The sequence below is a fragment of the [Clostridium] saccharolyticum WM1 genome, from assembly GCF_000144625.1.
Taxonomy (GTDB): Bacteria; Bacillota; Clostridia; order Lachnospirales; family Lachnospiraceae; genus Lacrimispora; species Lacrimispora saccharolytica.
Genome location: NC_014376.1, coordinates 1489667 through 1515058, shown reverse-complemented (window position 1 = coordinate 1515058; position 25392 = coordinate 1489667). Strand labels below are relative to the sequence as shown.

The window sequence follows — 25392 nt, the reverse complement described above, 5'->3', positions numbered from 1 at the left end:
TCGCCAAAGTTACTGTGTTTGCTCTTTTTTTGTTTCTACACTTCTTTTGACCAGATCAGTAATGTATTGTTTCACTGACTTGTCCTGGCGTAGAGCTTCCATTTTCATTCTCTTATGAAGTTCATTTTCAATTTCAATATTGATTATTCCCACTATCCCTCCTCCTTTCTGTAAAAAAATCTGTTTACAACCACATCTCTTGTATTGTAAAGATTGCTTTAGTATGTTACAATGTCATTATATACTTGTTTCAGTCATATGTCTATATACTTCTACGTATGTCATTTTAAGGAGGTCCACATGGTAATTAACGATGCATTTACTTTTACAAATCAAGTCCGAGAATATTACTTGGAAACAAAAACAACTCAATACGGTGAACCGTGCCCTCCATTTAGTATTATCAAAAGCACAGGTCCAGCGAGAAGTATCGTTTATGATTTTGAAAATCATAATGCTCTCATAGAAATCCTTAGTATTAATAGTTCTGATGAACAAGCTATATTTAATTTTATTTCAAAATTTGGTTGGCTATTTACCGAGGAAGATGAGGTGGATCATGTTTATGAAAGCTTTGAAAGTGCAATTGATATAAATAATGCGGCAGCTATTATTGTATCATTGCAAAGTTTAGTAAATTTAATTTCCGCATTTCAAACAAATAATTTTATTGACATGATTACAAACGTTGTAGTCCTTATGTTATCAGAAGTATGGGTGGATGATTATGACTTGCTATACTCAAGTTTTAACCAATATTTTTATGATCAGTATAGGAATTTGGGATATTACGGATTAGGTAGATTAGATTCTGTAGAACTTAATTTAAGCAAAAAAATCGAATACATTGTTAATTTACCCGATGATGAAAGAAGAGTATCGTGGGATAGAGATCCGAAATTTGAACAGTGCCTTTCTTTACTCAATATAATTAATAAAGTTTTTGATATTGATATACTTGCAGAGCATGGGAGAGATGCATTTCGTAGTAATGTTAGTAATTGCATTAACTCTTTCCCCATTGAGGCCTATAATCTTCTAAATTCTATATGCATCTATACATTAGAAAACGAATTGAATAGTATTCTGAATAATATAAACCCCTGTATTAAAATTACTTTTAGTAGAAAGGTCTCTGGGGATTGGAATATTCCTGATTTGCTTTCCGCATTATACTTAGATATATATTTAAGTTACTCTTCGGACAAAATTTTCAAAAAATGTTCTAATCCTACATGCAATCAATTTTTTGAAGTTGAGCCTGGAAATACCCGTAAAAAGTACTGCACTTCACGTTGCGCTCAACTCATGGCTAAACGTAAGCAACGTGAACGTGACAAAAAGAAAATTAATCCGAATTAAGTAATTAAGAAAAAAGTTTCATGAATTAAAACAAATTGCGGGGCCAGAATGCAAGGTACCCGCTTTTTTTATACCAAATTACAAATTATTTCCTTTGACTTTCAGAACGTGTGTTCGTATAATCATCATGAGAGGTGATTATTATGTTGGGAAATTGTGGACTTGCGGAAGACATTAACAGATGTTCGCATTACATCAGAGATAAAAGGGGCTGTGGAGCCGATCATAAAAAATGTGGATTCTTTGAGCCAACCGGGAAAGTAAAGGAAACAACCAGCCCAAAGGCACCTAAGTGGTTTGAACAGTATTATAAGTAGGTGAGATTATTATGGGTGTATTTGGGATCGGGACAAACGTATGTAAAATTAATAGCGGAATAATTAGAGGCAAGATATATCCTATAGCTTGCATGGCTTGGTATGCTCCCGGTTTACCTCCCCGGCCGCTGCTTTTTAAATTTGAGGGTGAGGACGGCATATTGCAAACCATAACCGATCTAAAAATCAAATGTACAGATAATAAATTCTATAATGGAGAACCGGTAAACGAATATAAATGTGAAGCTTTGATCGGCAGCATTCTATATGTGTTCAGGTTGTTTTTCTATATTATGGACAATAAATGGGTTATGGTTATGTAATATCTTTAATTGCATAAAAAGCACTATATATCAGCACACTACACCAAGGTGGTGATATATATAATGGATATATTCGATATCAAGAAGATAAGCCCTATGCTGATTTCAGAAATGATGGACCCGTTTGATTCTCCAGATTATATCTATGAAATAAAATGGGACGGAATTAGATGTGTTTCGTATTTGGGTACGGATACCGACATAAGGAACAAAAGAAACAAGCTCATGGCTCCACTCTTCCCGGAGCTTAAAAACCTACATGCACAGGTAAAAACAAAGTGTATTCTGGACCATGAACTTCTTGTACTTAAAAATGGTGTGCCAGATTTTTATGAGGTGCAAAAAAGAGCTTTAATGGCAAATTCCTTTAAAATAAAGCTGGCTGCAGACAGATATCCGGCCAGCATTATAGCTTATGATATTCTATATTATAAAGACAAGGATATTACCATGCTACCACTTATGGAGCGCAAGAAATATCTGCAAGACGTTGTGATTGAGAATAACATGATATCCGTATCCCGGTATGTTGAAAATGAGGGGATTATGTTATTTGATCTTGTAAAAGAAAAAGGTCTTGAAGGAGTGGTTGCTAAAAGGAAGAATAGTTTATACTGGCAAGGAAAACGGTCTAAGGACTGGATTAAGTTTAAAGTAATGGCTACAGATGATTGTATTATCTGCGGATACATTGTAAAAGAGAAAAGTATGCCAAGCCTTATCCTGGGGCAATATGATGATGATGTACTTGTATATAAAGGGCATGTTTCGCTTGGTGTGAGCTTAAGGATACTTAATCAGTACAAATACCAAATAATCGATTATTCGCCGTTTGGGTATGTGCCGGCAGGAAACGAAAATGCTGTTTGGTTGGCACCTGATCTGGTTTGCATAGTGGAATCTATGCCTACGGATAAGGACAGCTTCCGACAGCCCGTTTTCAAAGGTATACGAAATGATAAATCAGCAATAGAATGTAAGGTATAACGATTAGTTTTTAATTTATTTTTTATAGCTTGTCTCAAGATTAATATTGCCATATTTTGGATATGTGTTACACTTACAATATATTGAGAATAGTCTATTTTAGAAAGGAGAACAAAATGAAGAAACTAAGATTATTTGTTGCGATCATGGTTGCTACTGCTACGATGAGCATAACTGCTTTTGCCGGTCAATGGAAACAGGATAATGTAGGTTGGTGGTACCAGAATGATGACGGAAGCTATGCAGTTAATTTAATAAAACAAATCGAAGGACCATGGTATTATTTTGATAGTACGGGATATATGAAAACAGGCAGCTATCATCTGACAGATGGTTGGTATAGTTTTAGAGAAGATGGAAGCTGTTCAAATCCTATTAGCGAAACAAATGGTACTCCTGTAGGCGCACCAGGTGAGGGTTGGGTAAAATATAGTGGTAACATTTCTAATACTATGCAGGAGATTTCTGACGGAAGGGTAGTCTATTACAATAATATGTATTGGGCCTCTTCAGACTATGTAAATAATTTAAAAGACCTTGCAGAAAGAGATATAGTAACAAGGGAAACAACTAATGCGCTAACTCCGGGTGCTATAATAGATTTTAATAATTAATAATAGGCGGGCCCGGAATACCGGATACCCGCCTTTATAATTCTTCATGCCAGCCTTAAATATTATTATCCTGATTAATCAACCAAATCTCTTGAGCGCCGTTATCTTTGGTATGCCAGCAAGCTCCCTCAAGTGGCCCGTCTTTCGTATTATCAAGGAAATACCAATCACCTGAACCATCATCAGAATCACAGACTTTTCCGTCCCAGCGGTGCCAGCCGGTGACCATATACCCATCTCTGTTAAACAAGTAGTAATGTTGATTAATAATACACCACTTATTAGCTGGGTAGCTGCCATCTGCTCTGCGATACCAGTATCCATGCTGATCTTTTACCCACCCCGGCCTATCATCTTCATCGTAGTTGATATAACAGAACCCTTTTACGGTAGCGTCATTCCACGGCCTTGTCTTGATCTTAACCTGTCCCCCATTACGATCGGATAGATTCGATGATGTATTACCCTCAAGGCAATCCCACCATTTCTGCCCGTTTTTGGAATATACCTGAATCACTCTGCCAGCGTGGGAAAAGTTAAATATAACTACTGCTCCAAGTTTTGGAGTCATGCCTACTTTACCAGCCTTTTTAAAGGCATTGTAGGTGGAAAAGCAGTTATACCCTACATAGGTGCTAGGAGTCATATTCCAGTGCTGCAAGGCAACATCTTTTCCATACTCATATCCTTCTAATGCAAATTGCATTGTACAGCACCAGGGTTGCCCCTGACACCCCATCAGCCCCCAAGCATTAACGTCTCGTGAGTACTTTGTGTAGTTGTTGCTGCCCTTGTTAGCTGTCTTAGAATCCAACTGAGCATTGGTTGCCTTTTCAATATACCCTTCTTCTTCTACCCCTCTGCTAATTAATCCTTTTAAAGATCCCATGTATACCTCCAATTAAAAAAGGCCCAGGATTATCCCAGGCCAAAAAAGTTACGACAATCGCAACAGAATCATGTGTTATCTGGCAGCTCGTCCGTGTACTGAGAAAGAAACTTCTTTATAACCTCCCACAGATGCTTAACGGGCAGACCACACAGAGTCATGTTTTTAAGAATGCTTACCAGCTCATAAGCTATGTACAGGAGCCCGAAGAACTCGGCCACACCAATACCGGAAACCGGCAGATATGCCCGGACTGCTTCTGGAATGAAGCCGATCAGGTTCAGATGAACGATCTTATCAAGAATAAGGAGAAACGCCAGAGAGGCCACCATTGATATTTTCCTGATCGCTCCATCAATTCCAAAGCAACTGTTAAATTTGTGCTCCTTAATCGCTCTGATGCAGCCGAAACAGGTATCCATCACTACAGCCAAAATTACCAGTTTAATAATAGGGCTTCCCCATGCCAGGGCAAGTAATTCCATAATTTTATCCACTTCCATTTTCCTCACGCTTTCTTAATTTTCATATTCTTTCCCGGTGATAACCAGGTATTCTTTATCTGTGATCCAGCGTCCTACTGCATTCCATACCATTTCCTCTGACCATAAGTTTGCATTATAAAATTCTTTTACTTTTTCATAATTTTTACTCATGAAATTACCTCCTAAATTTCAATACCGGACATCATGGACAGATACGCTACCTGGGCATTTAAACTGACAATCTGTTTACTTTGTCTATTTAATTCGTCCTGAGTTGTTGGGAGCCTGTATTCAACAACCAGTACGGAGCCCAAAACTTCTTCATTGCTATATGTGGGATTTCCTTCTTTATCTACACCTGTCTGCTTCTGCTCAATCCCAACCGGGAAATCCGATTGTGGTCTGATTAATCCAGTATAGATAAGATTATCTTTCTTCCATTCCTCTACGCCGTCCCTATCATATTTTACAATGGTTCCCCCGGAAGCCAGTACTGCATGGATACTGTCGATAGTATTTGACCCGGTTATAATAGCAACGGTAGCTGCATCTCCTGCTCGGTCTAAGCTACAACTACCTGCAGCAATGTCAAGAGTTGTCTCACCTATTTTAATCTTTTCATATTTCATAAATTTCCTCCTTTAAGAATTGGTTAAATAAGTGCAACTAAATCCCATATAGTCTCCGGGGTTTCTAGCTACATTTAAATTAAATGTCATTGTACCAGTATTCCCTAATTGACAGTAACTCACCAAACTTTTCGAATGTACATCAACAGAAACTAAATCCATAACTGCCTTTGGAAACCCAGATATCTGATACGTTGATCCTGATGACAATGCGACGGTAGGGGTAACTTTTATATTAACTATTATTATTCCAGTGCCACCAGTAATTCCATGACGCACAATTCCACCAGTGATTGTACCCCAAGTACAAGATAAACCAGAATTGATCATGCCTGATATCTGTGTTCCGTTTTCGTTAAAAAATACACCCCCCGCGGCACTAACTTCATTACGTGCAAGACCTATTGGTTGAGCACCACTCTTACTTATTATGGAACTTCTATTGGACGACAAACCATAGTCATTATTAACTGATCCAGCCTGATCCCAAATGTCTGAAAACACCTTTGAGGTTACTACTTGTAATGCAACATTACGGTTCGCTATTCTACAACCAGTAACTACACCATTAGACTCGCCGAAGTATATTCCTGCCCTTGACCTAGCAGATACGGTCGATTGACAATATTGTATTGCCGCATAATTACATCCTGACACTACAAATGGTGTATCATCCGCACGTGTACATGTAAATCCATTCACTTGTACATACCCTCTGCAAAATTTTATCTGTATTGATTTTACAAGACATGTTGCAGCAAGTGTATTTTCTGAATCACTAATTAAGTGAACGTACCCACCATAGAATGAACTCACTAAAACATGTTCATCATATGTGCCGGCAGCAACTCGGATTTTTGCACCGTATCCGTTCAGATTCTTTGGCACCATATTAATCGCATATTGTATAGTACGATATGGTTTTTCCTGAGTACCGTCACCAGTTATATCCGAACCGGTAGTAGCCACATTGTAGGTCGCATCAGCTTCAAGAGGTTTTATGTTTTTGAGAAACGTTAGTACTTTCCCCAGAAAACGTTTAATTGTCTCCCCCGCAGATGGAATTGGAAACTTTGTTTCGTTGGGTTCCAGGGTATTAACAACGGTTTCTGAGATATCTCCACCGATAGAAGTTACCTTTTGGCTTACCGCTGTATCAATAGTGTCGGAATTCCCATTCAGATCAGAAATGTTTATGTATTCGCTTTTTTCAGGCTTCTTAAGCCCTAAATTAGGTGTAGTCTGCATTTATATATTCACCGTCCTTATTTGTTCCCATGTGTAAGTTTCTGCCTGTTCCCATGTTAAAGCATTTACGTTTCCCCATGTGTTGTAAACATATTCATACGTTACCGCAAGATGGGCTGGCTTAATTTCTTCAATAGTAAGCTTAAGATCAGTAAGATTTCCAGGTATACCAAGTGTACCAACAAACTTAATCGTAAACCGGCTGTTTGGGTTGTCCTCAATAACTTCTACTTCTCCGTTTGAATAGCTTCTTGCTGTATTAATGATCATCTGTTTTGTGGTTGTGCCAGCACCGGCAATCTTTGCTTTAATTCTTTCCCTTCGGAACATATTAGATTTAGACACATCAACTTCCAGGCCATAAATGCTTTCATATCGTGATAGCATGGCACTTGCTGTACTGACAAAACATTCCGATATGGTTTGGCTAAGTCCCGTATCAAGGCTTTCAGTCTCAGAAGATAAAATTGACTGCAATCTGATCATTGTTTCATTCGCATCGTAAAATCCGGGCAATAACGCCATTAAATCCATATCGTCATACCTCCGTTAATGAAACAACTCCCTTTACGGGAATTTCCTTACTGCCGATTGTAACGTTCCCAGTACCAGAGTTTACCATAAGCCCATTATAATCCTCTACCCCCACAGTATCTAATAAGAGGCCGCCTATTTTGGCATAACTGATACTGTAAGAAGAAAATACGGTATCTGCTAAAAAACTCTCTATTGCCGTATTAAAGGTCGTTTCTACCTCTCCTATGGTTTTACTACCATCAAGAATAACGGAGGCGGTAATATTGATTTGCTTTGCTGTGGGGCTCGTTACAGTAACAGTTGCACCAATGGGTCGCACAGTTTCTATATATTCTGCCACTGTCTCAGGAAGAGTCTCTGATATTGCTTTGTTGTCATCAACAATAATTACGGTTACAGTGCCGGGGCCTGAATCAAGAGGAAATACTTTTGCATCGCCCACCCCGGACACCTCAAGCGCCCATTGTTTGTATTGATAGGCATTCCCGGAAGTCGCAGGCATACGAACTTTGTTGTACAGCCTTGCTCTCAATGCATCATCTGTTTCTATGTCTGTACCTGCTGTCAATACGTCCCCTAACGTTGCTGTAACGCCTGAAACACTTGAAATTGGGCTCATAGAACCGGTATACTGATTTCCTATAGTTCCTGCAGTATTACATTTTGCCTTATATTGATTCGTTGCAATTAGCTCCGTTATGGTATATGCAAGCTCATTAATACCCCATACAGTGCCAATAGATATAGCTGCGCTGGTAGTAACCTGTCTGATGGCTGCCGAGGCCCCTTTCCGCGTTAAACCAAAATCGGATACAGCAGTGTCTAAATACTCACCCACTGCAGTATCCGCAAATACCAATTCTACAAAATTATCAAGCTGAAATTGCTGCTGTGCCAGAAAGTAAGCGCATGGAGCCAAAGCATCATAAATGATACTTCCCTCCCTTTTGTCAACATTGCTTGGTACTTTATCCAACATGCCTTGTAATATTTCTTCATAGGTCTGGCTCATATCTGCACCTCCGTTTCTATCTCAAACATGCCATATTTGCTTGTTACATTAAATGTGCAGGTACAGGTATCACCTTCAAAAATGAAAGCAAATTGATCTACATCAGTAATACGGCTATCGTGGAGTAATGCCTCCTGTATCATTCGCTTTGTTTCGGCCCTTACGTAGGCCCTGTCCTCACCTATCAGCTCTTTCCATGCAATACCATAATCAAAGCTATATATCGGGTGTTCATATTGTTCCGTTAACAGGGCCTTGTATATGGACTGCTTTAACGCTTCCAGATCGTCCACAAAGCCCTCTATCTTTTCATTTGATAGTTTATATGTCTTGCTCTCATAAGTTCGCTCCTGTAGCTTTAAATCCGTTGTTAACTCTGCCATATTACTCTCCCGTTGTGGTCTGGTAAGGCTTTCCAATTATTTCTAGTACGAAGTATTCACGTCCACCGTCATTACGCAGGAGCATCACCTTATCACCATTAATAAGGCAGTTTGCCATATTGCCTTTTATCATGCTCATAGGTACCGGAAGTTGCTCATTAATTACTACCGCCGAACCGTTATAAGTGCCCACCATAGTTGCGGTTATTTTACGATTATTAATGTAATTATCAATGATAATTTTTATCTGGTTGAATAATTCTTTTGCACCATTACTATCAGCCATATATAACACCTCCATCAATTTGCTTCTGCAAGCATAACTTCAACTGACATTTTATGTATTGGGATAAATTCATGAGTTACCTTTCTAATAATCAATCTCCGGTTAAGTTCAATATCTGTAATACTGCCATATATGCTGTTACCTGCCCTCACACGCAAATCGCCCAAGCACTCTAGTTTTAAGGTTTCTTTCTCTTTGTTGTAAAATTTCAAAAGGTTATTCGCCCTTTCTTGCGCTTTAGCAGCATTATCAATACCTGAAGCAGATGTTTCAAAATACTGTAACAGCCCATACTTATTTACTGATTCTTGATCTACAGCCGCACCTACATCAAATTTTCCAGTGCTTTCATTTTTCCAGCCTACTTTTATACGATTATAAAAATCTTCATCGATGGACTTTTCCCAGCTATAGCCAGTGCATAAACTGTCGTCACCAAGTACAAGGGGAAGTTGCAAATTACGCATGTTCCATAAACATACAGATCCATATTCATCACGTAAACAATACTCGTCACGTGCTGGTGATCCTATCAAAGTATCGGATATGGCTTGGTAAACCTCATCAAGCCATGTTTTATCTGTATCTGCAATCGTAGCAAGGATATATCCAGGATCCTCCAATGTTCCAGTTTTTAGCGATAGAAAAGTACACATGTTTTGTACAAGATTTTTTAATGTGCCATTTTCTAGTACTATAATTTCCTTTGCTTTGGCATAGCGTAACTGATCATACGCTTTAACTTTAATTATTCCAGTTTCATCACCAGAAACTTTAAACACTGACCCATAAAATATCCCTTCTACTTGATCATTATCAGTTAAACGTACAAAATCCCCGTTTTGTGCAGTAAAACCATCACCGATATAAGAAAATTCAAGGCTACTTGCTCCATCGTTAAGTGCATCGGACCAAGATATCTCAGTACACGATGCGGAAATATCGTAAATTGCATCTTGAGACTTTATTAACAACTCCATTCCAGACCTCCGTTAAGCCGGTATTACAAGAACTTGACCAATAGAAATAACGTTTGGATTTTTTATGCCGGGATTTGCAGCTGCTATCTTTGTAAAAAGCGCACCATTCCCATAAAATGTTTTAGCAATACCCCATAATGTATCTCCCTTTTTTACTGTATACGTTTTATTCTCCGTAATTGCAGGGTTTGTTTGTGCTGTTGGAGTTTCTTCCTGTTTTATTGTAACGGTCGCAGTTGGAACAGCTATATATCGTTTTCCTGGAGCTTTATATTCCATCAAGGTGAGAGTAATATACTTGTCACCTTCTTCCCCCGCCTTTTCTACAGATTCCACACTTTTAATTAATACTTTGCAACTGATATCATCTGAAATTTCATTTGAAGCTATAAATCGAATCGGTGTCTTTTTTTTCTGTGCTTTCCTAAACATTTTTTCGTAAAAATCTGCATCGTGAAACCTTCCACTTGTTTCAACGTAATGATATTCCTGTCCAGGAAACTCAGCTTCAAAGTTGAATGTTTCAAGCGAGCAATAGGAGGGCACAGAAACCTGCCCTACGCCTATTACTTGATACGTCTCAATGTTTAATTCCCGGCTGCGCTTGATTTCCTCCGGATTTACAGGAAGCTTGTATTTTTTACCGCCGTATTTAAAATAGATTGAATAAGACATCAATACACCCCTTCCGCTGCTGTCGCAATCTGATCTTTGAGAATATTGCCTATATGAGCTGCTACTCCGTCAGTATCGGCTTCTTTCGTGATTGGTCCACTAAATTCAACCTTAATGTTGGGGGCAAGCGTATTACTGGCTATACGTGCTACAAAGTCACGCTCTGCAAGCTTTCTCAACCAATTAATATCTTCTTCATTCTCTACCTTTACAGCTCCGCCCTTTCCAGTACCCTTAATAGTTGCTGGATTCCCGGAAGTAGCAAACTGGCTAAAGTCAGGCTTATATCCAGGTAGATCAGGAGAAAAACTTTCAAGAAGTCCAGATATTCCGCTTTCAATTCCTGAACCGATCTTGTACCCCTTTGCAGCCGACTTTGTTATGTCCATAAGTTCCGGCTGCTTGATATACTCTTTCCAGCCAGTTTCATCTTTGATTTTGCTGGTTTTCTTCTCGATGCCGGCCTTTAGATTATCCAGACCAGATGTAATATCAACCGTCACCCCAGGAATCTTATTGATAATATTTTCAATGGCCTTTGCCATGTTAAGTATGTAAGAAATACAGGTATTGGCCATATCCAGAAATAGCACCTTCACCGCACCCACGGGGTTATTAAACACATTCCCTATAAAGTTTGCTACCAGAGCAAAGCCCACCTGGAACGGATACAAAAAAGTGTTATAGATGATGGCATACAATACGCCAAACGCTGCTCCGATCAATCCGGTTGCGCTTATGCTTGTTCCTGCGAAGTGATTGACTGCGGCTACACCAGCGTAGAATACGGCTATTAATAGTACTATGCCGACAACAATCCATGTAATAGGGCAAGCCAGCAACGCCGCATTAAATCCATGCTGTGCAACTGTTGCCGCAAATGTTTCATTTTTTTGTAGCATTAAAGAAGCTGCATGAATTCCATTGGTCAATGCACCAAAGGCAATAAGGCCATTAGTAATACCAAGAACTATGTTATAGGCTATAAATGCCGCTGCTACACCGCCTATAATCGGTCCAATAAATTGCCAGTTATCACTAATGAAGTTATACACTGCAGCGGCACTGTCCAGTAAATCATTTGCGGCATCGGCAGCCATATAAATTGCAGCAGTAATTCCATTTATCATCTGTTGTCCCGATTCAGAATTAAGCATTGTATTCATTTTTTCAAATACTTCACCAAATGCTTGATTTCCGGTGTTTTTTATCTTAGTCCATACGTCAGCGAAAGTCATGGGCATAGTGGAGAATTTATCATTGATATCATCAGCAGCCGCAAACATTGCTCCTTTGATAATATCTGCTGTGATAGCTCCTTTTGAAGATAATTCTTTCAATTCGCCCTTACTCTTTCCCATATAGCTTGCTATGGCATTCGCAACCATTGGGGCATTCTCCATAACAGACCGGAATTCATCGCCTTGCAGCTTACCTGCCGCCATCGCTTGGGGAAGCTGGAGAAAGGCCGAATCCTGTTCTGATTTCCCGGCACCGGATACTTTCAACGACTTTTGAAGTAATTCCGTAAATCCAATAGCTTCATCATTGCTGCCAAAACTATCACCGGCCAGAAGGTTCATTTTTGCCACAGTCGAAGCCATCTCCGTATAGGATCCCCTGGCCCGGTCAGCCGCTGCGTAAATCTTATTCTGGAGTTCAAGTTGTGTCTGCGATCCATCATTGATCATTTTCAAACGTGCATCCGTGTTGGTGTAAGTATCAGTCAGATCCATTGCCTTTTTTGCAGATGCAAGAGTTATCACAGTCCCGATCAGCTTTGTCAGCCCACTACTGGCGGTGGAAGCAGAAGCCCCTGTGTTTATCAGACTGTCATTGAATTTATCTGTGTTTTTACTGGCTTTTAATACACTGTCTGCCGCTTTGTCTGTACCGCTAACAATTTTATTAACTGTCGAGCTGTATCCATCAAATAATTTGAACATTGCTTTTAATGTAGCCATGGTCTGCCTCCTTACTTCTTAATCCTTGCTATTTCTCTTTTTTCTTCTTCAACTCGTAGCTGTATGCTGGCATACACGAATGCTTTTTCACGATTGCTCATAGCTTGCAATGCTCCAGGCAGAATGTGTAACTTTTGCAGGGCAAAATGAGCCAGATTCATTTCTCCATCGCCCTGCTTTATCAGTTTTTTGCTTCTTCTATATCATCATTGATATCTTCTTCCAAGCCGGATAAACTTCTTACCTCTTCTGCTAATGCAGCAAACTCACCAATTAACAGCATCTTCTTTAATAGCTTTGTACCCCCAAGCACCCCATATGCTTTCTGTAAATCAGCATCGTTAAGGTTAGGAAACACTACGGCTGTTGCTGCAAGCTCATGGCTGTATCCAATCTGATCGAATGTCTCCTGTACGTCCTTACCCTTTTTTGTAGTTTTGCGGAACCTTCTTAGGATCTCTTCGTTTTCTTCCTGAGTGACTGGTCTAATGATGAACGGAACCGGCTTACCATCTTCTACAAATCTATCTGAAATAATAACTTCTTTGTTTTCAACCTTTACAGGGTTTAAGAATGCTTTTAAGCTACTCATGTTTAATATTTCCTTTCTGCAAAAAAGAGAGTGAAATCAATCACTCTCTTACCTCATGTTCTCAGGCAATACATACCTTTCAAGATCGTCCAGATCATCAAAGGTGAAATCTGTATCTGTGGTATTCAAATCCTCGCTGCCGTCCTCTAGGTAAGCCACTGGCACCTTGGAAAGGATACAATTCCTCATAACGACAGTACGCTTTCCAATCGTAGATGACGGGTCATCATTAGCCACCTGAATGCTTATCTGCGGTACTCCGCCGTCTTTAATATACTGCTGATAGACCGCCAAGGCTGCAGGGCTTACATTGTAAATTGTCATACTTCCTTTACCCTCTGCTCCGACAACCTTGTGCTGCTTCATACGGTGTCCTAACAACTTTTTCGCAATGACGGTAAATTCGATATTAGCCTCAATTTTTGACAGCTCAAAGAAATACCGGTTTTGTCCGTCTGTCGTAATAAAAGCGCTTCCCTCACTTCCTGTCACGAGGTCCGTTATTTTTGTATATGCTCCCATGTCTTACCTCCTTATGACAAATTAACAGAGATGTAGATTTTTTCCACACTATCTACTGGCTGAATGTTTGCTGTGACAAGTACTGCGTCAATGGCGGTTCCTGCTTCGATCGTAATATCACCTGTTTCAAAATTCTGGATTGCTCCCAAGTTTTGCAGTGTAGTAAAGTAATCCACAAGAGCCGATTTTAAAAGCAGCCTGCCATCCGCATTGTTATTTACTTTGCCAACATAGGACGCTTCAAAAATAGACGTTATATCATTTCGGATTCCATCAATGGTACGAATAACACGGTTTTTCTTGAACATATCGCCCTTAGTGGCCGTTGTGGTAGTAAGTGAGTTGATATCATAGACAACCGTTACATTCTGAGCAGAGTCCACCTTGAAAATAAACTTCCCGGCGGTTACGGCTGCCTCCATTTCAGACCGGGTCATTCTTGGTGAAACATCAATCACGCCTGCAACGGTCTTTCCTGTGTTAGATGTTGTAATACCGGCCCCTGCCGTTGCTCCGCCTACCCATGCGGTTGCTTCTGCCGCCGTGAGGCTTTCTGTGGCAGATGGCTTTAAACCCTGGGGCACATTGATAATGGCCTCGCTGTCCGCCACGTGGTTGGCAAGAACTGCTGTACACCATACCCCTTCATCGTCCCTCATTGCTTTAATCCATGTAACGATTGCCGTCTTTTCTGCGGTTTTTTCATTATCATATGGATACACCATGGTGTCAAACTTTTCTGTCCCGAGTGTAACCAATGCCGCCGTTATATCGTCAATGTCATGTGTAGCAGGAAGCTTATATAACTTGACCGTCTTGGCGTTCTGCAATGCCAAATTAACCAGTTTCTTATCCGCAGCAGTGGCATTGTTTGGATAAGCCTGTTCTGTGGCTGTAATGGTGTAAATGGAGCCGTCAGTTCCCACGCTTAACTCCTGCAAGATTACCACCGTACCACGATCACCGGGCGTAATCGATAACGGCTCATTAGTAGCCACATTGATATACGCACCGGGTAAAATCTTATTCTGTGATGTCCATGTTCCCGCCATGTCAATCCTCCTTCATATTTGTATTGGTATCCAGCTCCTGCATAGGGGTTTCATCGGCAATAAAGGCTTCTGTGTAGTCTACTGTGAACTGGAAGTGTAAAACATCATCGGTCAACTTAAAGGACCGGTCCTTCACATAAAAAGAACCCTCCAGGACCTGAAAATGTCTGGAAAGTTCCTCCTGCATCTGTATGCATTTCGTTTTATATTCTGTTGGGTTCCCATCAGGGAAGTATTGCAAATCAAATTGGGATGATATCCGTTGCTTGCCGTTTACGGACCTCATAGGGGAGAATTCAATCAATTCTGCAAAAAAGGCCGGCGTTTTAAAGTTCTGCGGTATGTTATCCCTGTAGATCTTGGCGGCAGGATTAACAATCTTGCATTCAACCGATATGCCCTTATAAACATCATTTATCATACTTCTTGTCAATCCTTTCGATTTCTGCCTTGAACAGGGAGACCATACGCTTGTTGACGTAGCTGACGGTTTTTTCCAGTTCATGAGTTCCCTTTACAAAACCCTTTGTTGGCCCGCCTATCTTTGTAACAATCCGGTGTCCATCATTCCAGAAAGAAGCATAGTCCGCAGTGTTTGTTAATTCTGCCTGGGTTCCATCAGTTGCTTTGACTGTTGGGGTTTTACGCCACGATTCACGTAAAAAACCTCCGGTTCGCTGATTACTTACCTTAAAGCTTACAACAGTACCAGCTTCTTTCCCGTTCTTTACTGTGAATGTAACTGGATTCGGGTGTAAGCCTACGGGGGTATTTTTCTTAATTCTGGCTAATCCATCGTTTACCGCACGAGTCATAATTTTTCTGTCAATGTCTTTAATTTCTCCCAACTCTGCCATAAGCTCCTTACGAAACTTGTCAATCATAGCCTTGTTATTACGGTAATTACTGCTGCTCATGCTTTTCCGTCCTTCTCGATCTTGCACTGCCATTGAAAGCGGTACGGGTGGCACTCACCAAGCTTAACGGTAACTGGATCACCTTTTCGCAAAGCGATGACCACCTTATCTCCTAGCTTCATGTCATGTTCAATACCACAAAAAAGCTGTGCTGTGCTTACAATAACCGGGACCCCGTTATCTGCTGTGGTCTGTGAGGAAATGCTATAGCGGCACTTAGCACCTTCTATCACCTTGGATTCCTTGTTTGTCTCAAATCCGTCATCGTCCTCACCAGATATATACCGGTATACGTCCATCTTTGCATCATACATTCGCTCATATGGATTATACATAGCCTCTCAGCCTCCTATACAGCCGCAGGGCTGCCTTGTCACTGTCAGACAGCCAATATATGCCATCTTTGCCATTCGTGCCGCTCGTGGCGTATGTAATGGTTCCATCGCCCTCTTTAATGCTTGCGATATCCTGCACAAAACCGTTACCGCTTACAGCCTCATAATCCATGATACCCTTTACTTTCTTTCGGATAATTTTTTCCATGGGTTCCGGGATCATCTCAGTATTAATATTGCAATATTCGCAGACGAGTAGGATGACATCGGAGATGGTCAGGTCCTGCGTTTCGTCCTCGATTTTAAGATTACCTTTAACTGCTGCGATCATCTCCGATTTTGTCATACTGCCTCCTTATCCAATCTTATGCTTAAAGGCTACAATTCTGATCTGTTTAGGCTCATACACACGCTCATAGTTGATAGCATTCATCAGCTCGGCTTTCGTTGGTGTTTCCACATGCTCACGGGCCAGGTTGGTCCACTTGATTCCGCGTGGGTGCATAATGAAAGTCTTACGGCTGATGAGATAATCAACACCAGAACCTTTCTTTTTATCTCGGTCAACTTCTGTTGGTACAAACCCTACCGGGGATCCGTTACCAAATGCGATAGCACCCTGACCAAACAAATAGGTAGTATATACATCATTTGCTACCGGGCAGCCATCATCTACGATAACACGGCGACCCTGATAAGCTTCGAATTCTACATCAGTTGAATCTCTCTCCGTTGTAATAAGGTTGAGCTTCTTCAAGTATGTTTTAGTAGCACTATGCATGGCTACAGCAGTAAGCTGACCCTGTGCATCTCCAAGAAGCTGTAAAGCGTCGATGAATGCACTCGCACTGACTTTCTGTGCTGCGGCAGTACTTAAGGCGGAAATATCAAGAATATGATCTGCCAAAGGAGTTATCGTCGCACTTTCCGTATTTGTATAGCTGCCGAATACTCCAGTAAGCTCCTGGATTAATATTTTCTGGTATTCTCTTGCCCAATATCCAGCTTCGAGATTACCAATAGCCGCCATCGGATCACTGCCAGCAAGCGCGGCAGCCAGATCCGTTGATGCCCACAGATTTGCGCGGCGAATGGTGGTAGATACATCCTTATTGGATGTAATTTTCTTTGCTGTCAGATCTGCATCTTCAATAATGTCTTCGGAATCACCAGTTAAATCCTCGAAGAAAGGCATATTATGAATTGGGGCTGCTTCGCTAGCTAAACGATCAAATTCTGCGTTGTTAGTGATGATTCCGCTTTGGAAGAGTGCGGATAACTCCATAGTACGATTGACTACATATGGTGTATAAAGCTCTGGAATAATTACGTCTGATAATTTTGTTGTTGGCATTTAATTCACCTGTTCCCTTCTTTTATTCGTTCATTGGTTAATTGTTACCCCGGCAGCGGCAGCTAGTGCCATAGCCTGTGTTGGATTATCACGCAACAGCTTCCCTTGTTCCGTGAGGTTGAAACTTTCTTTTGCAAATGGGTTATTTGCCGCAGGATTTCCTCCGCCTGCCGGTCTGTATCCGCCGCCGTTCTCTGCCTTGAAGAGATGGGGATAAGCTTCTTTTAACGGCTTCAATACATCATCAATGCCAACAGGCTTTCCGTCATTGTCAAAGGTGAACTTATCAAGGCCACCTTGTTTATAGATGATGTAATCGGTATCCACGGTGCCTGATTCTTTAAGGGCATCTTTAAGAGCATATTCTTTCAACGTGTTTGCGGACTTGATCTCAAGATCTGCAACCTTGTCTTTATATTCTTTTACCTGCTTCTGCAACTCCTCATTGTCAGTATTATTTTTCTTCAATGTATCAATGGTTGCATTGGCTTCTTTCATCTTGCCGTTAACCTCGTCAAAGCGTTCCTTTGGTACATAGGCTTTAATGGATTCATTCCACGCATCTACAGCAATCTGGGCCTGCTCATCAGTCAAACCTTTTGCAATTAAATCCTCTTTCTTCATGTTTCTGTTACTCCTTTCGATTCATCTTCACTTGTTATCCCGGTCGTGTCCGGTGATGTCTCCCTCTTTTTCGCCGGGGATACCAAAAAAGGCGATAAAAATAACACCCAGGGGATTCCTGCGTGCTTATCACATTATTTGATTTTGTCAGTAGGAGGCTTTACCCCGCCGCCTTGAGGGAGAAAAGAAGGATCACCGGCCTTTTTATTCAGCCTCTGTTGCGACGGTCGCAACGATAAAATGGGTATTAAAATACCACCGGCCATTTTCTGACTGGTGGTATTTAATCGAAATACTGTATTAATTCTTTTATTACTTCTGGGCTTTTCGCGTAGATACTGGTTCCATAATCTATATCGTAAAATAAAGTAAAAGGTACATCTGAGAAGGTGCATTCATAGAAGTCCTCAGAAGGTCCCGTCTGCTTTTTTCCCATGTCAATATCTGGGTTCTCCTTTAACCTTTCGTATACCTTGGAGAAGAGCTCTTCCTCATCGATTCTCTCATAATTGGTAAATTCCAAAATCTCCGGTTTCCCGGTTATCTGATAAGTTTTCATCTCTCTTCCTCCTCTCTTTCTACTCCTGCAATACGGTCATACTTTTTGTTTGTAGTGGCGCTGCTACGAATGATATCCTGATAAGCTTCTTCATCTGTCAGTCCATACTTTTTCTTCTTGTGTTCCATGATCTGCTCAAACGAGGGGTTCTTGTGGTTTCTATCCAATTCCTCACGGGCTTTCTTATCCTTCATTAGCTCTCTGGCCTGGGTGCGGTATTCGTTTCTAAGGTTAAAAGCTCGAATCGCCTGTTCTCTTGACGACTTTGTTCCATCAACCAAATTCGGAATTTTTTCGTCCTGAGACTTATACCATAAACGTACCTCTTTATTTCCAAGCCTTTCTTTTAGCTTGCCCATCTGGGAGAAGTCCATTTGATTAATACGGCTTTGTTTTTCTGCCTTTACCTCTTTCCACTTCTCAACTTTAGTATACTTCATATCCTGGAATTCTGCAAATGATTCAGCGATATCTTTTCCAAAAATTGCTTTATAATCTTTGTACTGTTCCATGTCACCATTTTTATGCAAGATCTTTAATTCAGCTAACGCTTTTTGTGGATCGTTCTCTATGTATTTGGTATGCCACTCATCATAGGACATTCCAGCCGGAACCTTGTAAGATTCACCGGTTTCCGGGTCCCTAGCAATTCTCTTCATGCCGGCCGTTGGTGTATCCTCATAGTATGGCGCGTCTGTGCAGCGACACAAAGCATGCATAGGGGCCATATTAACGCCCGTAACCGCATCTTCGGTATCAAACACCTTTTTGTCCAAAGGCCTGCATATCTCGCATGTACGGCTGTCCAGAGCGGCTATGTATTCATACTTGTCTACTCCGTCCTCTTTGTACACATCATGGGTGGCCTGGGACATTACGAAACTAGCCTCGGTATGTAATAAGCGATAAGCTTCCCACTGACTCCTCCCGAACTTCTTCGCAAAACCTTTGCTTAATGTGCTAGGGTGCTTGCCCTGTATCATCATTGTAGTCATGGATTCCATAAGCTGCTGTTGCAGGTATGCCTTTTTTTTCCATAGCCGGGTGGAGAATTTAGCACCGTCAAATGGATAGTTGATGTAAGTATCAATCAACGATGGGGATATCTGTGCAAATTCCTTGTGGAATCCGGTGTACTGATCGATGTTGTACCATGTCTGATAGTAGGAGCCTTTATAAACCTGTTCTAATGTCAGAGATCCGTTATATTCATAGTCAACTGCGTAAAGCTTTTGTAGGACAGCATCAATCTGCTTTTCCAAGGCCTCATACCGGGTCACTCTTGCCTTGATGGACATATTCTCAACATCAAGGTTATACTTTCCCATATTTTCCTTTACCTTATCAATAAAGTCTTTAAGCTCCCCGATTTCAGCCTTTGACAGCAGCTTCCGTGCCTTTGCATACGTTACGCCGTTTTCGTCCGCATAGCGCATGTAAAACAAGTCTATGACCTGCTGGATCTCTTTCTTTGCCTGGATAAATGCTTTTTCCAAATCCTTATAATATTGGTTGATTGTCTTTTCCCCAGCCTTGTAGCGGATTATCTGCCTATCTTCCCAATAAGACATTATGTATCATCTCCTTCAATGCCTGGGGCTCCATTCTCAGTGAGCATTTCGGTGACGGTCTTATTACGTTCCTCGTGCTCGCCTTCCTCTTCTTTTATGGTGTTCATTTCTGCTTCCGGATCCTCTACCCACGGGTGATGACCAACGATAGTCGTCTGAGAGATAACTCCCATACTCTGCATTGCAATCTGAGAAAGTTCCAGGTCATTTTTAACGCTTGTTCTGGTCCATGTCTGGATAATAGAATCGTCCTTAATTGCAATGTTTGACACTCTGCAGACACAACGTATAAACCGTCCAAAACTTAGTTTAAATTCGGTCTCCATAAGCCCTGCTTTGAGTTCTAAGAGAGAATATAGGAAACCCAGCGCAACCCCCGAACTATTACCAAAATTCTGTGGATCTGGATCTATACCTTGCCCTTGTTCAAAGATACATTTGCGAGTTATTGCAAGCAGCTTATCCCTAGCCTCTACCGGTAATTCAATCGTAAGGGTGGAAACTCCTGATTTATCGTCAGAGCCTCCACTCTCAACCTGGATTGTCTTATAGTCTTTCAAATCCCTCAAAAACTGCCCAAGATCTGTGCCGCCGTAATTTGTAAGCACGAATATAACTTCTTGGATATCCTCCAGATCATTAACAAAACCGCTGAATACCTTACAGTAGGTATCAATCAGTGGCTTTGTATTTACCAGATCGTTTGTATCTATATTGTTGTTGTAAAACGGGAAGAATGGCACCTCTCCCATACCGTGATTGTATGTTTCTGACATATCACAAAGCTGTGGGTCTATAACAAACATCTGGTATGGTGTTAGTAGGCTAATGTCATCGCCTGTCTTTAACCTGTATGCATTACACTCTGTATCATTCCAATATTCATAGACAGTGTACACAACGCCAGTGTTTTCATCAGTATCCTGATAAACTCTAAATGCACCCAGCAGTTCCTTTTCTAAACTCGAACCCCATACCGGCATGATTTGTTCAGATGGTACTACCGCATATTTCAATATACCTTTGTTGTCCTTCCAAAGATGTAACCACCCTACTGTACAGTTAGAAGCATCAATACACAGGTCTTTACATACTTTAGGATATTTGTCACCAAGGAATCCGGTCAGTTTTTTGTTTGCGGCCTTATTTCCCAAATCAAATAATGGTGGTGCCGTGAACATATAGGCGGCTTTTTGATTAACAAGGAGACCGTGGAAATTAAAAGGTATTCGGTTGTCAGCATTCCTTAATGGATTTTCCTCCTGGTCACGTTCGTTTTTCGGTTTGTCAAACAAGATATCAGTCTTATTCCTATAGTAGTTGCGCGCTTTTTTAGCTTGCATGATAAACTCAGATTGTCCCGGCTGATATTTCTTGATTAGCCTTTTTATAACATCTATATCCATGTGTTTCACCTCACTTTAATACTTTCAGTCCGCCGCCCTTAAGGTCTGACACCTCATAATCATCAAGCCCGTACCATATAGCTGATAAGGTATGAGGGTCTATGTTGAATTCGTCCTCTATGATTTCGCCATCCTTATCAACAGCAAATGTAAGATCCTGCAACTCATCAATAATGTGCTGACATTTATCTGAGCATACAATGTGTATAAAACGTTTCACCTTTTTAGTGTACACTTCGCGTGATCCCTGAAACTTTTTGCATGGTTTAATACGGAATCCCTGCTGTTTATAGTACCTTATTGCTTTAGGCTCCGCACAATCTGCTTTTATCAGTACACCTATCCATTTTGCGAGATCAGCTGCTATCTCAGGGTCCGTCTTATCCCTGGAATAATACTCATCATACAGGTACAAGATTTTGTTATCATGATCTATCATCATACGCACTACAGCATTATAAGAAGTTACAAAACCGAAGTCCATACCGTTCTTTTCAACAGGGTTCCGGATCAGTTTAATAAGTGTTTTAACCTCATCATCTGGTTTAACAACGAACTGAGGAAATACCAACCTCCCATTGACACCAAATCTCCCCTTTCTAGCAATACGATATAGGTCAGGATCATGCTGTTGTAATTCGTCCAACTGTTCCACATATTCCTGCGGCACAAAATAATTATCATCTACAGTGCTGTGGTGGTAATACGTGTTGCCTATCACAACAATTCTTCTGGTATATAATTCCTCATCGTTCAGGATCTTGTACCCTGTTGATTTATCTTGAAAGAAATGCTTATACACCCAGTTGCTCTTGCTGACTGGATTTGTGGAAAGTATAATATGGTTGCTCAATTCTGGGTGACGCAAACGCCCAAGAATCTCTTTAAAACCAGCATACTTCACTTCAGAACATTCCTCGATCCAGACGATTGAAACACCGTTTAGGGATTTCAGCTTGGCCGGCTTATCCATACCTTTGAAGATAATCTTACTACCATTGCTAAAACGTACTTGCATTGGGGAAGTCGTAAAGGTGATGTAATCGCTCACTCCCATGGCTTCCGACACTTCCATCAGAAGGTCAAAGCAGGAATCCCGAATTGTATCAAATACCTCTCGAACCACCAGAACCTTACGCTTTTCCTCCAGAAGCTTTTTTATCAACTTTACGGCCACATGGTAACTCTTTGAGCTGCCATATCCGCCAACGGTCAAATATATCTTGTAATTCCAATCGTCTACAAAATCAAAAAAATGATCATTCAGAGTGAAATCTACATTTTTTACATCACTCATGACGATCACTCGCTTTTCTAAAGGTTATCCGGATCGGCTTATCCGTCTTGTCCTCTACCTTGGATTTTAAGGTTGCAATCCGGGCTTTCTGTTCTTCCGTAGCCAGCTCCCAATCTTTATGCAACAACTCATCATATTGCTTGATCAGAGACCGTAGTTCTGACTGAGCCCGGGCCTGGGCCTGCATGAAATTTGCCTGCTTATCCCAGGCTTGCTGAACCTCCCACTTTTCACCGCTTACCTTGCCGATCTGCTCGGATACCCTTTCAATGGTCTTATCCTCTCGATTCCGGACATACATGATCTGCTGAGCTCGGATAATGGCAGCGTAGGCAATCTGTATCTGATCCCACAGGATATCCAGGGGATTTACGGTCATGCTGTTTACAATCTCCAGGGTCTCCGCAGGAAGATACTTAGAAAACAGGCCATGTTTCTCTGCATTCTTATTTCCGGCCGGTGCTCCATGGCCCGTAGCATTTTGGTTTCCAGGTTGCCCTCCCTTTTGTGTGCACACCTTTTCATTTTTTGTGTGCACACCTTTTTGACTATCCTTTACCCACTTGTACCTGGTCTTCCATGATTTCACGGTGTTAATGGTGACACCATACTTTTCAGCAATTTCCCTGTACTTCAATCCTGCCTGATAGTCAATCAGGGCAAGTTCGTTATTTGGTGCTCTGGCCCCACTCATCATCACCACCTCTCAATCGTTTTTATTGTAAAGAAAAAGCACCCGCTACGACTAACGGATGCCTTCTTCGTTACTTATTTTGTTCATCAATAAATGATCTCATCATCTTGCTGATCTGCCCTGCCTGACTGACTCCTGCCTTGTCACAGGCTTCCGCAAACTGCTCTGTCAACTCCTGCTTTAACTTGTATGACTTACTTATAAGCCCTGCCTTTGCATTCCATTTGTCTTGTGGCCTAATTTTCTTTTCTTCCATAGCTATCCCTCCACATGCAATATAAACCTTTTGCCAGTTTTGCACATGCCAGCGCAATGAAGAAAATACCTAGAAATCTTAAACTTTCAGCCATATTGATTTTATACAGATGAGTGTGTTATAATAAGTTATAGAGAAGGGCTTTCGCCCCTCTCCGCTACTTGAGTAGCTTTGATATGAATAGAAGGATTATTCCTACTATTAAGTCCGTTAGCACTCCGACCAGCCAAGTCTTGAGTTTGCTATCGGGCTTTTTCTTTCGGCTTCTACCTCTCATCTGTATCTCACCTCCTTATGTATATATTATATCATACGGTGTACCGTATGTCAACAACTATCCACAAGAAGTTTTTATTTTGTTGCCTTTTCTCATTCGTTTGTTTTGGGTAAAGAAAAAGAGACGGGGTTGAGCGTCCCGTGAAAAAAAGAGGCACCACACGGGCGCCTCTTTTCAAATCTTATAAGAGTCTACGAAAAAACTATTATACTTACAAAACTTTGATAAAACACTAATAAAATCTCTACTTTTTATAATCTAATTAAACGTCTGTATCAAATATACTACATATTGCAGTAATTTGCAAGCCTAAATTTTAAGCCAATCAGCATCTGGCTTAACAATACGTCTTGAATTTACATATGCCCATCCAATCGTCAAAACCGTCTTTCCAATATAATTGTGATTTGTTTTATCCACCACCAGCGCTAAGTCAGCAACATTGTTGTTTCCTTTTAAAAACAAAGGTAATAATAATTGAATTTTAGATTCACCGGTACCCTTATCAGTAAAATATTGAGGAATGGCCAATTTGTAATTTCTTTTTAACTTTTCTTTTATTGTTGCTGTCGCATTCATAAGTAATGCTTTTATCAAATGTTTATCGTTATAGCCTATATCTACAAATCTTTCGTAATTATCATCTATTATATGATCATAGTCCAATATTAATTCCAATTTACGATCAAAAATGAAATCAGAGGGATTGGTAAAATAATCCGCTACATCAGGGAGCTTTGAAAAGCATTTCATCCTGCTTTCCACACCTTGACAAAAACCTATAAAATACCACTTCTGATCAGGCTTAGCGACCTTACTTGTACAAGTTGCAAAAAAAGCAAAAACATCGTTTCCATTCAGAGTTTGCAAACCTGTGTTGAAACACATATTATTGCCATCAGAGGAAATCTCTATCTTTCCTTCTTCTTTTACTTGATCGTATGTATATAAAATATAATTTTTTAAAATGAAATTCTCTTTATAACTTCCCTCCGTTTCAGAATACCCCCACTCTTCTGGTTGCACAGTGTTTGCTAAGTAATTAATCTTTTTCTGATAAGACTCCGGATTTCCCATATATGCATCTTTATATAGATATCCCTCTGGCGAATATTCCTTCTCCACGACTTTTTATTCCCCCTATATCATTTTTTTCATTATACACCAAAAATCACCAAAAGAAAACACCCATCGACCAAATTTCGACAGGTGTTTCAAAAAGGAGGGAGACACCGGGTGAGCGCC

34 protein-coding genes are annotated in these 25392 nt (G+C 40.7%); 4 read left to right on the top strand and 30 right to left on the bottom strand.

Annotated features, from left to right (window positions below):
• Window positions 1-9: 9 nt before the first annotated feature.
• Window positions 10-153 (bottom strand): toxin-antitoxin system HicB family antitoxin, encoded by a 144-nt coding sequence (locus CLOSA_RS22460; protein ID WP_013272113.1) that lies wholly within the window; start codon window positions 151-153, stop codon window positions 10-12.
• 147 nt (window positions 154-300) lie between these two features.
• On the opposite strand from CLOSA_RS22460, the gene CLOSA_RS07220 reads away from it, so the two are divergent.
• The 4 genes from CLOSA_RS07220 to CLOSA_RS07205 all read left to right on the top strand — a co-directional run bounded on the left by CLOSA_RS07220 (window position 301) and on the right by CLOSA_RS07205 (window position 3603).
• Entirely contained in the window at window positions 301-1362 is a 1062-nt protein-coding gene (locus CLOSA_RS07220; RefSeq protein ID WP_013272112.1) for a hypothetical protein, read from the top strand.
• Window positions 1363-1690: 328 nt separating this feature from the next.
• Entirely contained in the window at window positions 1691-2002 is a 312-nt protein-coding gene (locus tag CLOSA_RS07215; RefSeq protein WP_013272110.1) for a hypothetical protein, read from the top strand.
• A 63-nt stretch (window positions 2003-2065) separates the two neighbouring features.
• Window positions 2066-2989, top strand: coding sequence for an ATP-dependent DNA ligase (locus tag CLOSA_RS07210; protein WP_013272109.1), 924 nt, complete (start codon window positions 2066-2068; stop codon window positions 2987-2989).
• Between the two features lie 116 nt (window positions 2990-3105).
• Window positions 3106-3603, top strand: coding sequence for a hypothetical protein (locus tag CLOSA_RS07205; RefSeq protein WP_041708976.1), 498 nt, complete (start codon window positions 3106-3108; stop codon window positions 3601-3603).
• A 55-nt stretch (window positions 3604-3658) separates the two neighbouring features.
• Here CLOSA_RS07205 and CLOSA_RS21695 read toward each other — a convergent pair whose 3' ends face one another.
• The 29 genes from CLOSA_RS21695 to CLOSA_RS07065 all read right to left on the bottom strand — a co-directional run bounded on the left by CLOSA_RS21695 (window position 3659) and on the right by CLOSA_RS07065 (window position 25272).
• Window positions 3659-4492, bottom strand: coding sequence for a hypothetical protein (locus tag CLOSA_RS21695; RefSeq protein WP_013272107.1), 834 nt, complete (start codon window positions 4490-4492; stop codon window positions 3659-3661).
• Window positions 4493-4560: 68 nt separating this feature from the next.
• A complete protein-coding gene (locus CLOSA_RS07195) occupies window positions 4561-4995 on the bottom strand; it encodes a phage holin family protein (protein ID WP_041708545.1) in 435 nt (144 codons plus the stop codon).
• A 15-nt stretch (window positions 4996-5010) separates the two neighbouring features.
• Complete coding sequence (locus CLOSA_RS07190) at window positions 5011-5148, bottom strand: XkdX family protein (protein WP_013272105.1); 138 nt, start codon at window positions 5146-5148, stop codon at window positions 5011-5013.
• Window positions 5149-5159: 11 nt separating this feature from the next.
• Window positions 5160-5606 (bottom strand): hypothetical protein, encoded by a 447-nt coding sequence (locus tag CLOSA_RS07185; RefSeq protein WP_013272104.1) that lies wholly within the window; start codon window positions 5604-5606, stop codon window positions 5160-5162.
• Window positions 5607-5618: 12 nt separating this feature from the next.
• Window positions 5619-6854, bottom strand: coding sequence for a DUF1565 domain-containing protein (locus tag CLOSA_RS21690; RefSeq protein ID WP_013272103.1), 1236 nt, complete (start codon window positions 6852-6854; stop codon window positions 5619-5621).
• Window positions 6855-7388, bottom strand: coding sequence for a putative phage tail protein (locus tag CLOSA_RS07175; RefSeq protein WP_013272102.1), 534 nt, complete (start codon window positions 7386-7388; stop codon window positions 6855-6857). It abuts the gene before it with no gap.
• 4 nt (window positions 7389-7392) lie between these two features.
• Complete coding sequence (locus CLOSA_RS07170; RefSeq protein ID WP_013272101.1) at window positions 7393-8403, bottom strand: baseplate J/gp47 family protein; 1011 nt, start codon at window positions 8401-8403, stop codon at window positions 7393-7395.
• The gene (locus CLOSA_RS07165) at window positions 8400-8786 is read right to left on the bottom strand and encodes a DUF2634 domain-containing protein (RefSeq protein ID WP_013272100.1); all 387 of its coding nucleotides are present in this window, start codon (window positions 8784-8786) and stop codon (window positions 8400-8402) included. The genes CLOSA_RS07170 and CLOSA_RS07165 overlap by 4 nt, the downstream gene beginning before the upstream one ends.
• A gap of 1 nt (window position 8787) precedes the next feature.
• Window positions 8788-9072 carry a DNA helicase gene (locus tag CLOSA_RS07160; protein ID WP_013272099.1) on the bottom strand — a complete coding sequence of 95 codons (285 nt, stop codon included), beginning with the start codon at window positions 9070-9072 and terminating at the stop codon, window positions 8788-8790.
• Window positions 9073-9086: 14 nt separating this feature from the next.
• Window positions 9087-10052: an XkdQ/YqbQ family protein gene (locus tag CLOSA_RS07155; protein ID WP_013272098.1), complete on the bottom strand. Its 966-nt coding sequence runs from the start codon at window positions 10050-10052 to the stop codon at window positions 9087-9089.
• A 12-nt stretch (window positions 10053-10064) separates the two neighbouring features.
• Complete coding sequence (locus tag CLOSA_RS07150; RefSeq protein ID WP_013272097.1) at window positions 10065-10727, bottom strand: LysM peptidoglycan-binding domain-containing protein; 663 nt, start codon at window positions 10725-10727, stop codon at window positions 10065-10067.
• The gene (locus tag CLOSA_RS07145; RefSeq protein ID WP_013272096.1) at window positions 10727-12691 is read right to left on the bottom strand and encodes a tape measure protein; all 1965 of its coding nucleotides are present in this window, start codon (window positions 12689-12691) and stop codon (window positions 10727-10729) included. Before CLOSA_RS07145 ends, CLOSA_RS07150 begins: the two co-directional genes overlap by 1 nt.
• Before the next feature lie 11 nt (window positions 12692-12702).
• Window positions 12703-12852: a hypothetical protein gene (locus tag CLOSA_RS22860; protein ID WP_013272095.1), complete on the bottom strand. Its 150-nt coding sequence runs from the start codon at window positions 12850-12852 to the stop codon at window positions 12703-12705.
• A 20-nt stretch (window positions 12853-12872) separates the two neighbouring features.
• Window positions 12873-13283: a phage tail assembly chaperone gene (locus tag CLOSA_RS07140; protein ID WP_013272094.1), complete on the bottom strand. Its 411-nt coding sequence runs from the start codon at window positions 13281-13283 to the stop codon at window positions 12873-12875.
• 48 nt (window positions 13284-13331) lie between these two features.
• Entirely contained in the window at window positions 13332-13805 is a 474-nt protein-coding gene (locus CLOSA_RS07135; protein WP_013272093.1) for a phage tail tube protein, read from the bottom strand.
• Window positions 13806-13816: 11 nt separating this feature from the next.
• On the bottom strand, window positions 13817-14857 hold the full coding sequence (locus CLOSA_RS07130) for a phage tail sheath C-terminal domain-containing protein (RefSeq protein ID WP_013272092.1): 1041 nt from the start codon (window positions 14855-14857) through the stop codon (window positions 13817-13819).
• Window position 14858: 1 nt separating this feature from the next.
• Window positions 14859-15278 (bottom strand): phage tail terminator family protein, encoded by a 420-nt coding sequence (locus tag CLOSA_RS07125; protein ID WP_013272091.1) that lies wholly within the window; start codon window positions 15276-15278, stop codon window positions 14859-14861.
• Window positions 15268-15774: an HK97 gp10 family phage protein gene (locus tag CLOSA_RS07120; protein WP_013272090.1), complete on the bottom strand. Its 507-nt coding sequence runs from the start codon at window positions 15772-15774 to the stop codon at window positions 15268-15270. The genes CLOSA_RS07125 and CLOSA_RS07120 overlap by 11 nt, the downstream gene beginning before the upstream one ends.
• On the bottom strand, window positions 15771-16109 hold the full coding sequence (locus CLOSA_RS07115) for a hypothetical protein (protein ID WP_013272089.1): 339 nt from the start codon (window positions 16107-16109) through the stop codon (window positions 15771-15773). The genes CLOSA_RS07120 and CLOSA_RS07115 overlap by 4 nt, the downstream gene beginning before the upstream one ends.
• Complete coding sequence (locus tag CLOSA_RS07110; RefSeq protein ID WP_013272088.1) at window positions 16102-16455, bottom strand: head-tail connector protein; 354 nt, start codon at window positions 16453-16455, stop codon at window positions 16102-16104. Before CLOSA_RS07110 ends, CLOSA_RS07115 begins: the two co-directional genes overlap by 8 nt.
• A 9-nt stretch (window positions 16456-16464) precedes the next feature.
• On the bottom strand, window positions 16465-17463 hold the full coding sequence (locus CLOSA_RS07105; RefSeq protein ID WP_013272087.1) for a major capsid protein: 999 nt from the start codon (window positions 17461-17463) through the stop codon (window positions 16465-16467).
• Window positions 17464-17493: 30 nt separating this feature from the next.
• A complete protein-coding gene (locus tag CLOSA_RS07100) occupies window positions 17494-18087 on the bottom strand; it encodes a phage scaffolding protein (RefSeq protein WP_013272086.1) in 594 nt (197 codons plus the stop codon).
• 283 nt (window positions 18088-18370) lie between these two features.
• Window positions 18371-18646, bottom strand: a complete 276-nt coding sequence (locus CLOSA_RS07095) for a hypothetical protein (RefSeq protein WP_013272085.1) — start codon at window positions 18644-18646, stop codon at window positions 18371-18373.
• The gene (locus CLOSA_RS22095) at window positions 18643-20217 is read right to left on the bottom strand and encodes a minor capsid protein (RefSeq protein WP_013272084.1); all 1575 of its coding nucleotides are present in this window, start codon (window positions 20215-20217) and stop codon (window positions 18643-18645) included. Before CLOSA_RS22095 ends, CLOSA_RS07095 begins: the two co-directional genes overlap by 4 nt.
• Entirely contained in the window at window positions 20217-21623 is a 1407-nt protein-coding gene (locus CLOSA_RS07085) for a phage portal protein (protein WP_013272083.1), read from the bottom strand. The genes CLOSA_RS22095 and CLOSA_RS07085 overlap by 1 nt, the downstream gene beginning before the upstream one ends.
• A 10-nt stretch (window positions 21624-21633) precedes the next feature.
• Complete coding sequence (locus tag CLOSA_RS07080; RefSeq protein WP_013272082.1) at window positions 21634-22920, bottom strand: PBSX family phage terminase large subunit; 1287 nt, start codon at window positions 22918-22920, stop codon at window positions 21634-21636.
• Window positions 22913-23614 carry a phage terminase small subunit gene (gene terS / locus CLOSA_RS07075; RefSeq protein WP_013272081.1) on the bottom strand — a complete coding sequence of 234 codons (702 nt, stop codon included), beginning with the start codon at window positions 23612-23614 and terminating at the stop codon, window positions 22913-22915. The genes CLOSA_RS07080 and terS overlap by 8 nt, the downstream gene beginning before the upstream one ends.
• 70 nt (window positions 23615-23684) lie before the next feature.
• The gene (locus tag CLOSA_RS07070) at window positions 23685-23870 is read right to left on the bottom strand and encodes a hypothetical protein (protein ID WP_013272080.1); all 186 of its coding nucleotides are present in this window, start codon (window positions 23868-23870) and stop codon (window positions 23685-23687) included.
• Window positions 23871-24456: 586 nt separating this feature from the next.
• The gene (locus tag CLOSA_RS07065; RefSeq protein WP_013272079.1) at window positions 24457-25272 is read right to left on the bottom strand and encodes a DUF3825 domain-containing protein; all 816 of its coding nucleotides are present in this window, start codon (window positions 25270-25272) and stop codon (window positions 24457-24459) included.
• Window positions 25273-25392 lie beyond the last annotated feature (120 nt).